The organism is Paraburkholderia hospita (assembly GCF_002902965.1).
In the GTDB taxonomy this organism is placed as follows: Bacteria; Pseudomonadota; Gammaproteobacteria; order Burkholderiales; family Burkholderiaceae; genus Paraburkholderia; species Paraburkholderia hospita.
In genome coordinates this window covers 171,362-183,943 of the sequence record NZ_CP026108.1, presented here as the reverse complement: position 1 = coordinate 183,943, position 12,582 = coordinate 171,362, and the positions used below count along the sequence as shown (strand labels likewise).

The 12,582-nt window shown below is 58.8% G+C and carries 14 protein-coding genes; 10 read left to right on the top strand and 4 right to left on the bottom strand.

Annotated features, from left to right (window positions below; all coding sequences use genetic code 11):
- Positions 1 to 387: 387 nt before the first annotated feature.
- The 5 genes from C2L64_RS45285 (at position 388) to C2L64_RS45260 (ending at position 3,943) form a co-directional block, all read left to right on the top strand.
- A complete protein-coding gene (locus C2L64_RS45285; RefSeq protein WP_208648328.1) occupies positions 388 to 780 on the top strand; it encodes a hypothetical protein in 393 nt (130 codons plus the stop codon).
- Entirely contained in the window at positions 777 to 1,676 is a 900-nt protein-coding gene (locus C2L64_RS45280) for an integrase core domain-containing protein (protein WP_103153900.1), read from the top strand. The genes C2L64_RS45285 and C2L64_RS45280 overlap by 4 nt, the downstream gene beginning before the upstream one ends.
- 158 nt (positions 1,677 to 1,834) lie before the next feature.
- Positions 1,835 to 2,059 carry a hypothetical protein gene (locus C2L64_RS45275; RefSeq protein ID WP_103153899.1) on the top strand — a complete coding sequence of 75 codons (225 nt, stop codon included), beginning with the start codon at positions 1,835 to 1,837 and terminating at the stop codon, positions 2,057 to 2,059.
- 425 nt (positions 2,060 to 2,484) lie between these two features.
- Positions 2,485 to 3,006, top strand: a complete 522-nt coding sequence (locus C2L64_RS45270; RefSeq protein WP_103153898.1) for a hypothetical protein — start codon at positions 2,485 to 2,487, stop codon at positions 3,004 to 3,006.
- A 613-nt stretch (positions 3,007 to 3,619) separates the two neighbouring features.
- Positions 3,620 to 3,943: a hypothetical protein gene (locus C2L64_RS45260; RefSeq protein ID WP_103153896.1), complete on the top strand. Its 324-nt coding sequence runs from the start codon at positions 3,620 to 3,622 to the stop codon at positions 3,941 to 3,943.
- A 428-nt stretch (positions 3,944 to 4,371) separates the two neighbouring features.
- On the opposite strand, the gene C2L64_RS45250 is transcribed toward C2L64_RS45260, so the two are convergent.
- Positions 4,372 to 4,635, bottom strand: coding sequence for a hypothetical protein (locus C2L64_RS45250; RefSeq protein ID WP_158660583.1), 264 nt, complete (start codon positions 4,633 to 4,635; stop codon positions 4,372 to 4,374).
- A 169-nt stretch (positions 4,636 to 4,804) separates the two neighbouring features.
- On the opposite strand from C2L64_RS45250, the gene C2L64_RS45245 reads away from it, so the two are divergent.
- Positions 4,805 to 5,941, top strand: a complete 1,137-nt coding sequence (locus tag C2L64_RS45245; protein WP_103153893.1) for a DnaJ C-terminal domain-containing protein — start codon at positions 4,805 to 4,807, stop codon at positions 5,939 to 5,941.
- Positions 5,942 to 6,288: 347 nt separating this feature from the next.
- Here the strand turns inward: C2L64_RS45245 and C2L64_RS56425 are convergent, their stop codons facing one another.
- The 3 genes from C2L64_RS56425 to C2L64_RS45225 form a co-directional block, all read right to left on the bottom strand.
- On the bottom strand, positions 6,289 to 6,498 hold the full coding sequence (locus tag C2L64_RS56425; RefSeq protein WP_103153892.1) for a hypothetical protein: 210 nt from the start codon (positions 6,496 to 6,498) through the stop codon (positions 6,289 to 6,291).
- 294 nt (positions 6,499 to 6,792) lie between these two features.
- The gene (locus C2L64_RS45235) at positions 6,793 to 7,014 is read right to left on the bottom strand and encodes a hypothetical protein (protein ID WP_103153891.1); all 222 of its coding nucleotides are present in this window, start codon (positions 7,012 to 7,014) and stop codon (positions 6,793 to 6,795) included.
- 1,030 nt (positions 7,015 to 8,044) lie between these two features.
- Positions 8,045 to 8,308, bottom strand: coding sequence for a hypothetical protein (locus C2L64_RS45225; protein WP_103153889.1), 264 nt, complete (start codon positions 8,306 to 8,308; stop codon positions 8,045 to 8,047).
- 717 nt (positions 8,309 to 9,025) lie between these two features.
- Between C2L64_RS45225 and phaP the strand changes: the two genes are divergently transcribed.
- From phaP to C2L64_RS45205, 4 genes are all read left to right on the top strand, one after another.
- Entirely contained in the window at positions 9,026 to 9,583 is a 558-nt protein-coding gene (gene phaP / locus C2L64_RS45220) for a TIGR01841 family phasin (RefSeq protein WP_103154343.1), read from the top strand.
- Between the two features lie 411 nt (positions 9,584 to 9,994).
- Positions 9,995 to 10,246 carry a hypothetical protein gene (locus C2L64_RS55280; RefSeq protein WP_103154342.1) on the top strand — a complete coding sequence of 84 codons (252 nt, stop codon included), beginning with the start codon at positions 9,995 to 9,997 and terminating at the stop codon, positions 10,244 to 10,246.
- Between the two features lie 360 nt (positions 10,247 to 10,606).
- Positions 10,607 to 10,816, top strand: coding sequence for a hypothetical protein (locus tag C2L64_RS45210; protein WP_103153888.1), 210 nt, complete (start codon positions 10,607 to 10,609; stop codon positions 10,814 to 10,816).
- 1,293 nt (positions 10,817 to 12,109) lie between these two features.
- Positions 12,110 to 12,574, top strand: coding sequence for a hypothetical protein (locus C2L64_RS45205; protein WP_103154341.1), 465 nt, complete (start codon positions 12,110 to 12,112; stop codon positions 12,572 to 12,574).
- The last annotated feature ends 8 nt before the right edge of the window (positions 12,575 to 12,582 follow it).

Sequence of the window (12,582 nt, the reverse complement as noted above, 5' to 3'; positions counted from 1 at the left end):
GCTCGCACCGGCTCCGGCGATATCGGGTCATGTAACCAGATTCAGTCGCATCCAGTTGGGCGGGCGACGGTGTGTGTACGTTGAGACGTCGTCATCACGCGGAGTGCGCGCGTTGTTCTGCTTCAGGCACGATGACGGCGGCTGGTACGTGTTTCCGCCTGCTGCCGACAGGCCGAGGGGGACTGCCGGCAGCATTGCTCGTGAGGGGTCGGCTCTGACGTCCACACCCCTGTAACGCCGCGGACCATCGCGGGTTACGCCCGCGGCTAGCCCCTGGTGGACGTCGCTCGGTCCGCCATGAGATTATTGTCGCCGGGCTGATTCCATGAACCGCCTCCGATTTTTCTGGACACGAATTTGGGGTAAAACCTGTGTCTGGAAACGGAGTTGAACATGCCGAATAAGTCGAATGTTGCGGAGGTTGTGCCGGGGGCGGTGGAAGGAGCGCGTAGCGCGACTGGAAGCGCCCCCGACGCGGTCGCCGAAGTGAAGCGGTGGTCGGCCAGCCGGAAGAAGGAAGTCGTCCTGCGCCTGTTGCGCGGCGAGCCAGTGGATGCCATTTCGCGCGAGGTATCGGTGCCGATATACCGGCTCGAGGAGTGGCGCGAGCGTGCCCTGGCCGGTATGGATGCCGGCCTCAAGGAGCGCGAGAGCGATCCGCTGGAGGCAAAACTTGGCGAGGCCACCCGGCGCATTGGCGAGCTGGTCATGGAAGTCGAGATCCTACGCAAGGAAAGGCAGGCCCGACACCCTTTAGGCAACCGGAGGTCGTCGAAATGAGCCGCGCGATCTCCACTGGCACCGGCAAGCCTTATGGGCTGCAGCGGGTCTGCCGGGTGCTCGGATTTCCGCGTTCGACGATCTATGCCGGTCGTGCGCGCGAGTCGGGCAACGTGGTGCCACTCGTGGCACAGCGGCGCGGTCCGAAACCAGAGATGCCGGACGCTGCTCTTCTGGAGGCCATCCGGGCTGATCTTGCTGCCTCGCCCTTTACCGGCGAGGGCCATCGCAAGGTATGGGCGCGGCTGCGGATCCTGCGCGACATCCGCGTCTCGCGCACCCGTGTGCTGCGGCTGATGCGGGAGAACGCCTTGCTGTCACCGCATCGTCGGCCCCAGGGCAAGGCTGCCCTGCATGACGGCACGATCACGACGAGCCGCCCGAACGAGATGTGGGGCACCGACGGCGTGCGGGTCGAGACCGTGGATGATGGCTGGGTCTGGGTATTCTCGGCGGTCGATCATTGCGACGCCTGCTGCGTCGGCATCCATGCGGTCAAGACGGGCAACCGGTTCGCCGCCTTGCAGCCGATCGCACAGGGACTGCTGGGCGAATTCGGCGGCACGGGTGCCGAGGTCGGTCGGGGCCTGACGCTGCGCATGGATCACGGTTCGCAATACACGGCCGATGACTTCCTGAATCAGATCAGGTTCTGGGGCGTCACGCCGAGCTTCGCCTTCGTTGCCGAGCCACAAACGAATGGCGTCGCCGAGCGCTTTAACCGGACGCTGAAGGAACAAGCCATTCACGGTCGCATCTTCAGGAATCTTGAGGAAGTCCGGACTGCGGTCGTCGAGTTCAAGGATCGCTACAATCGCCACTGGCGTCTTGAAAAACTGGGCTTCATGTCACCCCATGAAGCCCGTCAGGCAGCCACTCTGAAAGAGGCCGCCTGAGTTGCAAAACCGTGTCCAGTCAATCCGAGCCGGTACACCGGGCTGATTCCATCACTTCCCGCGTACGGCGCCGAATTGCCGGAAGAACAACAACATCGTCCCTATCACCACAGACAGAACACACGTCAACGGCATGCCAGGCAACACAGGCGACCCCCATGTCGACAGGAAAGACGAGGTGCGATGAAGCCCGCGCGTTGGAGCGCATCGTAAGCGCCGCTCGCGACGTACAAGCCGCATCGAGCGCCCTTGAACGACACTTCGCGTCAAATGGCAACGGCCAGCCATCGACGCTCGAACTTGTCAGGTTCGAAGCTGCGATGCAGGAACTGAAAGAGGCACGTGAAGCGTTTGATGTGCTGCTGACCAAATGGGCACGGTGAGACTCCTGAGAACGACGCAAGCGCCAGACATCACCCGGTCGCCCGACAGAGCAGGCACGTTTGCGCGTTTGAAAAAGCAAATCGCCTGGAGCAGGCGAGCTGCTTTGCGCAGCTAAAGCTGCGAACGGTTACAGCGGCTGGATGTTCGCAGCCTGCTTGCCCTTTGAAAACTTCAACAAGACTGTCGGTCGCGAGGGTTGTCGTGAACGGTTTCGTGACCGCAAGCCAGCGTCGACATCCCGCCGCCGTAGCCGTCCACGGTCAGACGGTTTGAACAGGTTGGCCCGCTCTGCAGGAGCCATCTCCTTTTTCGTCGCCCTGTTGACCATTCCTGTTCGCGAACGACGCGCAACGCGCTCGCCGACCCGTCAACCGTGAGACCGGCTAGTATCATTTATAGAGGCGCAATCAACGGAGACACTGCAATGGATGACCAATTCGATAGAAGAGAACTGCTGCTTCACCTCGGGGACATGCTCGAAGCCATGAGCTGTTTGACCAAGGCAGGTCGGCCGGATGCGCCGGTGGCTCGACTTACGAAGGAGCAGGCTTCGTTGCAGGAATTCGGGTACCTCCGGACGCTCACCCCGAAGATGACGGTGGCAGAGTTCAGCGCACGCGTCGCGAGCGCATTCTTCCTGTGGTCAAAGGAACTGCTCGAGTCCGAGCTGAATCGCAATGCGCAGGCGTCAACCGTTCAGCATGACCTTTTCGATGGCAACCCTGACGGCTGGAAGGCGTATGTCGCCCATATGCAGAAGAAGGTGAAGTGGTTTGGGACCGGACTTCCCAAGATAAAAAAAGGAGCCTCGGACGAACCGTCGCACGCTGCCGTTGAGGAAGCGAGTCCGGTCGAGGTGTCGGTCGTGGTCGCGCCGTCTGTGGAGTGGGATGCGCCTGACGAGAAGAAGGGGTGGCCTTGGCCCCAGCCGGGCTCGACGTCCTGACACGCAATTACTCAGGACATCTAACTCGGATTAAAAGCGTCTTGGTGAACGCCCTTATGCTGGAAAAGGCCGACGAGCATACGTTCCTCAAGGTCCGGCAAGATGACGCGGACTTCAAGAGGCGTCAACCGTGCGTCATTTCCGCCCGGCTCCATCGCGCGGCCTCGGCCGCTGCAACGCCGCATCTGTTCCAGAAAGAACCAATTCATCGAGAGCAATCTGACCGATGGCCTCGAGTACGTTAACTGCCTTCCCACGAGCTCGTCTTGCGTCTCACAGGCCGAACACAGTCCACCGCAACCCTGGAATACAGCCCGCCGCCACGCCACGGTTGCATCCAACCAGCCGAGTCGCCCGTATATGCAGGAAACGCAGCGCTATGGGGCTGTGCGATTAGAGACACTCTTCTCGTTGAGCCAATCCAGCAACGGCCGTGTCATTTAGGGCAGCGGTCCGCGACTAACACGTATTCCTCTGGTATTCACGCCGCAAGCGTCCTCGTTTCCGGGGTGAATCTACCGTTTGTGTACCGCCGCTACGCAACCGGTCCGTCGATAGCGGCACATGGAGTCTCGACGCGACCTGGGCGTGTCGAACTTCCAGGAGACAAATCATGAAGTATCTGACATTGAAAACCGTCCTGACCTGCGGCATCGTCGCTGCAATCTGCGCGTCAGGCGCCGCATTTGCAATGGGTGGCGGCAACGGCAATGGTGGGAGTGGCGGAGGCAACGCGCATGGCGCGGCGACTGCCGGCATGACCTACCACGGGGACCCTGTCTCGAGCCCGCTGGATACGATGCACGGCGAAATGAAAAACAGCACATCCGGGTATGGCGGCGTATCCGATAGCACCAGCGCAAGTGGTAGCTTATCCCCCTCGGGATTGGCTACCTGTGGTCATTTGCCACGATGCAACGCCGACAGCGGCCACTAAACAAACGAGTCGAAAACGGTGGGGCTTTCGCGGAATCGACTTGCCTCACCGCGGCACCTGTGCCCAGCCTTTCAAGCAGACCGTGACAGCCGCGTTTCTGCCAGAGAAACACGGTCATTGGAACGGACAAATTCGCGGAAAAAACGTACCGGGCGACCGCTTTGTGGGTGGGTTCCCCAATCTGTTCCACAGAGACACCCTCGACCCCGATGTTATGTGCGGGACCCTGCTGCTCAATCACAGCGCTGCAACGTTCCAGTGGTTCGAAACCTTTCTACAGTTCAACGAGCAAACGACGGGGGCGCAGCCGGCTCCGTGGTCCGCGGAGACGTTCGCGCGCAAGTAGTGTGCAAGAAAAATCCCAGCCGAAAGGCTACAACGAAAAAACCCGACTCGCTGGAGTCGGGTTTGAGGAGAGGCGTCTGTTACTAGTTCGCAGGAGCGGCGAGCGCGTCGTCAATCCAGCGGTCGAGCGTCGGTCCACTGCGGATGTACCGGTTGTCCGCTGTCGCTACATGCAGTCCGGCATCGTGCTTGATTGGCTGACCGTAGCCGCCGTTCTCGCGCAACCATTTCGCGACGGCTTTGGGGTCGTCGGACGCGAATCGGCACTTTGGAAACATGAAGTGCTCTTCGATGACGCGGAACTTGCTCTCCGGTGTCGGAGCGTGACGTTTCATGGTTGGAAACATGAGATTCTCCTTGTTTCCTGCAATTATTGTGACTCAAGTATAGGCGTGCCGCTTCGGCCGCGCGCCGGCAAACTCGGCAGTCAGACGCATGAAAAAACCCGGCTACCCTTCTCGGGCGACAGCATTTGCGTAATCGTTGCCATGGAACCCTGTGCCGTCAGGTCCTGCCATGCGCACAAGCGCCGGTACGCATCCGTTCCCGGCAGCTCCGTTTCACGCTGCTATGATTGTGGTGCCCCTGCTGCAAGCACGAGGCTCAATCAAATCATTTCGTCCCCATTTTGACGTGTCGGGCTATCAAGACCACTACGCCACCTTCGGTGTCAGCGAAAGCGCGTCCGCGCAGGAAATCAGGCAGGCCTATCGCCGGTTGGCGATGAAATGGCATCCGGACAGGAACCGCGATAACGTCGCGGCAGCAGAGCGCGCGTTCAAGCGGCTCGGCGAAGCCTATCAGGTGCTCGGCGACCCGAAACAGCGCGAGCTTTATGACGCGACGCGGCTCAGGCAGAGGCAGAGGCCCAATATGAACGGTTTTGGCACGCAGGAGCCGTTCCGGTCGAATGTCGACCCGTTTGACGCCTATCGCGCGGCCCCTGAGCGTGGCAAGGACCTGAAGGCGAAAGTTTCCGTACCGTTGGAAACCCTCGTATTGGGTGGCGAAATCGAAGTGAGGCTTAACGGCCTCGCGACCTGCGCCGCATGCGCCGGTCACGGCCGGCTCGACGGCTACGTGGGGTGCGACCGGTGCGGAGGCAGAGGCTACACTGAAGCGGGCTCTGTGTGCCGAAAGTGTGACGGCGCCGGTGTACTGGTCCGGCCGAAGTGCAACCTCTGTCGCGGCACGGGCATGACGAAGCAGAAGCAGACGCCTTCCGTCAAAGTGCGCGCCGGCATGCCATCGAATGCGACACTGCGGATACGCGACGCGGGCGAGCCCAGCCCGCATGGCGGTCCGCGCGGCGATTTGCTCGTCACCTTTAGCGTTAAGCCGCACAAGCTCTATAAGCTCTCAGGCCTCACGCTCACAGCCAACATCACGGTTGACTTCGTAACTGCACTGCTCGGCGGCACCGCGCAATGCGAAATCTTTGGTCGCACGGTCAGGGCGGCGATTCCAGCGGGAGCACGTTCAGGACGGTTTATCACTGTGGCCGGGGAAGGCTTGAAGCACCCGAGGACTGGCGAATGCGGTGACCTTAAGCTGCGTGTGGTTCTGGACCTGCCGGAGGGTGCACGCAAGCTTACGAAGGAACACAAAGAAATCCTCAAATCAATGTTCGAGGCGGCGGCTGCGCGCAGCTGAACGCCGCTTGCTGCAAACAGGGAACGGCATGCGCACTCAGGCGCCGCTTCGAACAAGGTCGCAACTTGGTTGTTCCACGGACTCATTGCGACCACGGTGGTACGTGCCTACGCCTCCGCTTTCGAGCGCAGCACGTATGGCCGACCACCGATGACGTACACAGGCCGTAAGACATGCCTGCGCAGCAGCAGCCGCACGACATAACTGCGGCTAACGTTCAATAGCTGTGCGAGCTCGGCGACTGACATCAAATTGATTTTGTGTTGTCCCTGTACTAGCGCTGTCCATCGACGTGCATTGCGAGACGTGTCATCAACAGCCTTGGTTCCCGAGATTATTCCACTAGACTAAAGAATATAAATACGAGATATCTGTCCCATGCTGTCAGTGAACTGAAACACATTCAGTCGGCCAGCTCTGACGTCAAGCAAAAGTCGCTCAACATCCACTATAGCGTGCGCAAGGGACGGGTTGTATTCAACCTCGGACATGAGGTCTCGCCTTCTCTCGAGAAGGCGTTCAATTGCGCTGGCCCGGGAAACAAAGATTTGTTCCATCGATAACCACCTCAGCTAGAGCGAGTACCGTGGCGCGAACCACCGCGAGAAAATTCACTCACTGCCCCCATCACTTCGACGACCGCCCCCACCGGTCGACGTACTTCTGCCCGGTTGAGCGCATACGAAGCTGCAGCGATTGCAACCAGAAAAACACCGGAGCTCGGGACGAGTACCGGATGTGTCTTCAGTTGCGGTTTCAACATGCCTGACGGCCCCTCAATCCTTTCCCTTCAGAGGCCCGCGATGGTTCTTCAACCGAAACCGGCCTACGGGAACAGGATACCCAGCAGCTCAGTTGAAGGCATCGGCATTTGGCAACGGTAGGAAGTAGATTTCCGTACCCGAATTTCGTGTCTCTTCATCGTCGACCGTGTAGTCGATGGGCGCATCGGCGGTCGCTTCGTCGGCCGAAATCCGGACCAACCGGATTGTGCCGGCCGCACGCAAAGCCTTACATTGCTGATGCCAAAAGCCGGGCGTTGCCATGATGAGGCGGCGCGTTTTGAGGCCCATGCTTCCTCCTTTTGTCGCGCTGCGCGATAGTCTTGATAAGACGCTTTAACAATAGGCGCACCATCCCTTTCTGACAAGGGAAGACAACTACGCAACTTCTGTTGCACAGCCGCGACGACACCGAAAACGTCGTGCCTTGGCTCTATTCGCGCAGACAACGGCATGACAGAAGCGCAAGACGAGCTGAAGCGCAAGCTACCTTCCTGGGATTAACCTCACTGCGGCCATGAACGGCGACCAGCCATGCACCAGACGGAAATGCCATCCATCTTTCGTGCACATCCCTGGCGTTAATGGATTCCGGCGAACCGCTTCCGAGCGAGTCGCGCGGTATTTGAAACGCATTTTTCAGCAAACCGGCAAACGTGGATGCGTTATGCGGTCCGCTGTAGCACGCGTAGTTCGTCGGATAGTGGATGGCCGACGTACGAAGAGGACATCTACCCCTTTTCCTCCTCCGGCGCCTCCGCAAGCAAGAGATGACCTGCCTTATGGTGCTTCGCCGTCGGCTGAGCGCAGTCTGCCATTCATGAACCACCCCATCTCTACGAGATGGTCCAGGCACATGTGATAGACCGCTCGCACAAACGGTGCGCCGAAGTCGAGTCGGGGATTCTCAGAAAACAAGGTTGCGGCCGACTCGGCACCGAGCACCACCGGGAGTTTCACGTCAACACGTTGAGCAAGTGTCTGCGACCAACTTGAGATTGATACCCGCTCAAGCCAGTCAACGCCGCCTCCGTTTGCGGCCAGCCAGACTCGCTCCGTTTCGACGACGTTCCCGATTGTGAGCCAACGACCACAAACAGACTTTGCGAGAAGTTGAGAGGCAACCAGATAGGTGAGAAGTTCGGCTCTCGCTCGAAGGTCCAGATTCAGGGGTTGGGGCATGGCGTTGTCATCGTCGCTAAAAACAAGATGTCCTGCCGCGCAGGCCTAACAGGCAGAGCCTCACCACAACAAAACGCGCCAATCACTGCCGTACAGCGAGCGCACAAATGACTCTGTACGAAGCGCTTGCGGCTCTAGCCTATAACCATTCGACCTCTTGAGCCTCGCGACGACTAATCCGTCGCGCGCTTTTCCAATTTGTTCGCCGCTCAATTCCATCGAGCTCTTGCAACAGCTCTAGCAAGGTATTACGTTGATGTTCCGTCAGACGCGGCGTTTCAAGGCGATTGTTCAGCCGGTTGCGCCAGTATTCAACAAGCATCATCTCCGGCGCACATTGGACAACGGTCGCACGCATAACCCGGCCGATATGCATGATGTCACGCTCGACAACTGGATTCATCTTCGCCCCCGGAATCTGTTAATCCTCGTTCCCCGCGGGACGCTTAGCGCCTCTTGCTTAAACGTACACAATTGAGAGTTTCAATGCAATCCTGCCGTTACGGAATCTAACAATATCTTCATGATTAAAGCGAGAATTTGGTCAATTTCTGCTCCCTCACATCGAAAATGAAATCGATGTCCATGTAACAAGGTCGCAAGCTGCAGGCGTTCGCATGCAAACGGCATGAGCTGCTCCCAACCCAGGACCAAAATGGGTGTACAGGGACAGGCCATCTGTGCCACGTCTTGCAATTGACCTCCGAGGGCAAGGCTCCGCTACTTCACTGCCTCGGGCTGACAGCGACGTCATAGCCCGCTCACAGAGATGCCTCCTGGCCTCCGATTCGTCAGCACTTCGAACCGATTCCGGAAAGCCAGATTCCTCAATTATTGCTGCATCGCACATTCCTGAGCAAAAGTTCGTCGGGGGCTCCCACCGGCACGCTGCCTTGCAACCGGGGGTTTCCCTGGAGGACGCCTGTCCTTCAATATCGGCGGGGCTGTCGGGGATGCTCACGCATCGCGCATAACGCTTGAGCGCACCAGGCGATTGACATTTTCACTCCGGCCTCTAGAATGGGATTGCGCTGCATCGCAACAACGTTTCCTGCTCCGCGACTCGCCGTTCGATATTCCGTTCAGCGGTCTTCTGGACATTTCGCATATGGAGTTTGTGATGAGCAGTCTAGACCTCGAGCAGTCCATCGCCGCGCAGAAAGCCAGCCTTGAAGTAATGTTCGGTATCCTGAGCAAAGCTCTCGAAAGCATTGACAAGCTCGCCAGTCTGGACCTGCGGGCATTCAAAACAATCCTCGCTGAACATCATGAAATCGCAGCCAGGGCGTTATTGACCAAAAACCCGCAGGAGTTGCTTTCGCTGCAGGCGCAACCTGCAGTAGAAAATGCGCAGTCGTACTGGCGGCATGCATACGAAATCATGTCCGGCACCCTGGCCGATTTCACCGAGACTCTTGAAACGCAGTTCAAACGACATCAGTACGACGGGCAAGCGTTCGTTGAAAACCTCGCGAAGAACGCGCCTGCTGGAAGCGAGGCTGCCGTATCCGTATGGAAGTCCGCTATCGAAACTGCCAGTGCGACGTGTGAGGCTGCCCGGAGGGCCGCCAAGCAGGCGGGACAGATTGTTGAAAGCAACGTCAGCGCCACGCCTGACGCTGCGACCCGCTCGACCAGGCCGGGCGTTGAGCAGGCCGAAGCCGTTGAGAAGGAGTAGCTCTGCTGGCGTGGGTCATGGCCTTCAGAGGTTCAAGGCGAGCCCGCTCTTTTTTCGAGTGTTCCTTTTTGGCGACTACCTGTGCGCTGCGGACGTCGTCACGACGCTCCCGGCCTCAGCATGACACTTTTGGGGTTCGCCCTTGCCAAAATATTCGGTTTCAGAACTCACAAACCTGTGGTCATCTTCGTGGTCGTGGCCGACGTTAAGGGGATGACAGCGGGAATCCGCGACTAGGCCGACGCCTTCTCGAGTTCGTGACTCGACTGCGACGTGTCGATGCGGAACTGCTTGCTGGACCTTCGTCGATGTCAACTGAAGAAGTCAGGTGCCCGACACTGAAATTATCCGTCTTCGGTGACGGCCTGAACCAGGTCTACCGCGTGCGCCCCGGACTTGCTGGAACTGAATATGAAGAACGCGAATAACAGGTCACTTCGGTATCAGGTGGAAAAATGGCTTGCGCCGGCTTCCACTTCACTTGTTCACGTGAGCGAATTCGGTCGGACACGCTGGGGCCGGACACGTTACGTCTGCGTCGAGACGTCATCACCTGCCGGTGCGCGCGTGCTGTTCTTCTTTCGGCACGATGACGGCACCTGGCACGTGTTTCCGCCTGCCGTCGACAGGCGGAAGTCGACCGCGGAACCCATTGCGGCGTGAGACGCCAAAGTTCGAACTCCATACATCCGCATTTTGTTGGCAATTCTGGTGGACGGGCCAAGCTCGCAAGAGGAAGCAACAGACGCGCGTCCCAAAGCCATCGTCAGTAATCTTGCCCGTTAAACGCCACGAGGATTACCTGTGCGCCAGTCACAGAGGAAGCAGCGTCCGTAATCGTGAACGAAATATCGCGTTGCACCTTACACATCTGCGTCTTGTTGCATCCGTCAGCGAGTGGTTGCCGGAGACGTCGCCCCCGAATCGCGTCCCAATCAACATGGGTGGCTTGTCGAGCGTAAGCCGGGCCTTGGAGTCGGTCAGTTCAGTGGCGCTCTATCGCTTGGCCACGGGAGGTTTAACATGAAACTGGATGTCACGACGTTCCAGCAACTGCGCCGTCTCGCTCCGATTCTCGATGACGTACTCAACGCAGGCGAGGTCGAGCACGCAGACCAGGCCGTGGGCCTCGCTTCACTTGCTCAGTTATGCTTACAGTTGTTCGACGCGTACCACTACCAATACCCGGTGGAGATAGCGCAAGCGCGAGCTGACGCCGTTGAGCCGCAGTAACACAATGCCTATGGAATAGCTGGTGACTTCACGTACGAGGCGTGGTCGCGCAGCTCGGCGTCGGACCCGTTGGTGACGCTCACTCCAGCGTATCAAGCCAATTGAGTCTTCTCGGCGTTCTCCTGAGGAAGTCAAGTATCTCTGCCTTCGGGGTCGAAAATATTGGAGGTCTCTTTGCCATGGACTTCTCCGGAACCGTAACATCGCGGGCAGAGCTGCCACTGCGCTCCGTCGCAATTTGGGCATGTGATGGTTTCCGAGTTGGACGACATGTCTGAAACAGTCTCGATTTCGATTATCTGCACCTTTCCCGTCCCGCCACATGGGCACCACATTGCTGACAGGTAGTCATGGTCTCCTCCTGGTGGTTAGATGTACACGACCATACTACTCGGCGCGCCTGAGAACACTGTCGGAATCGCGCGTCCCGCGCCGAGTGCGACAACGACGACCTTCAATACACCCGCGAGCCACCCCGTCATGGTTTGCAACTAAGACCAACGGTCATCATCGTCGTCCCGAAGTGCATCTACCGTTTCGCCGCACCACTCGGCGAGAGGCAACTGCTCCTTCGGATGAGGTGGCCGTGCGGCTGACGACATGAGGAATATCGGCCATTGCTGCGTCGCCCTTCAACCTTCGACACACTTCAACGCCATCAACGCGCCGCATCCGAAACGGTCCGGCTCGAACGCAGAATTCTGCCGGCGCGTTGCCGCTACCGTAGTGGGCCGCTGTGAAAAGGGGCGCCGCGGCTCACGCGACGCCCCAACGGCCCCTTTCTGCCGAGGTATAGAAATTGCCAGAGGCTAATCACCGCGCCCCACTGTGGCAGGAGGAAATGCAGACATTCGCTCGTAACTGCTCGCAAGCACGGCTTTTCTGGACCGTGGGTGGCACCCGTGTTCGCGCGTAGAGGTGGCATGGCGGCGCGATTCGTGCACCGTCGTTTGTCCGAGCAGTTGCTTCCGAGGTTGCGTCGCCGACGTCAGCGAAAGGCGCGCCGACAATGAACACCGGACGGCCTGGCGAGTCCAATCAAATACCGACGAAAACTCCTCCGATTCCGAAGAAGGAAGACGACTAAAGAGGACCAGAAGCCAATTTCCGGGCATCTCAAACTCGCGGACGAGCCGTGCGATGTGGAGTTTGGACACGCGTGCGCAAGGACCAATTTGAGGGTTGGCACCGTTCGCTGATTGCACCGACAGGTGCTTCCGCCTACGCTTGAGCGCGTCAGCAAACTTACGGCCCTCGAGACTCGTGGTTGCGGGACAGACCAAGGAGCGGCAGATGGACGTTTCTCAATATCTGCAGGCGATGGAGCAACTTGAACGCGCGACTGAAAGCATCTGGAAGAATGCGCCGGAGCCATTCAAATCCCAGGCATTCAAGTGCGGCTGGGCGCTCGACGATACAAAAAAGCGCCTTCGCTCATGGGGTTACGATTTGCTTCGAGACCGCGACCGAATGTTGCTGGCTACGGCTGGCATGAACGCCCAGCGGCTGGGGGCATGCGGAGATTTTGAGAGAGCGATAAAAGAGATTCAGGCCGCGATTCTACTCTTGCGCAATTGTCCCGGCGGGCCGTTTGACGACATCTTCGGCGGGCCACTTACACCAGAGCAAGAGGCTGACTTCCGGCTCCGTGACCTCGTGCCACCTGCAAGCGCGCCGACTATGGACACCGGACTCGCTGGCGAGTCCAATCAGATACCGCCGAAAAATCCCCCGATACCTAAGAACGAAGACGACTAAGGAGAGCC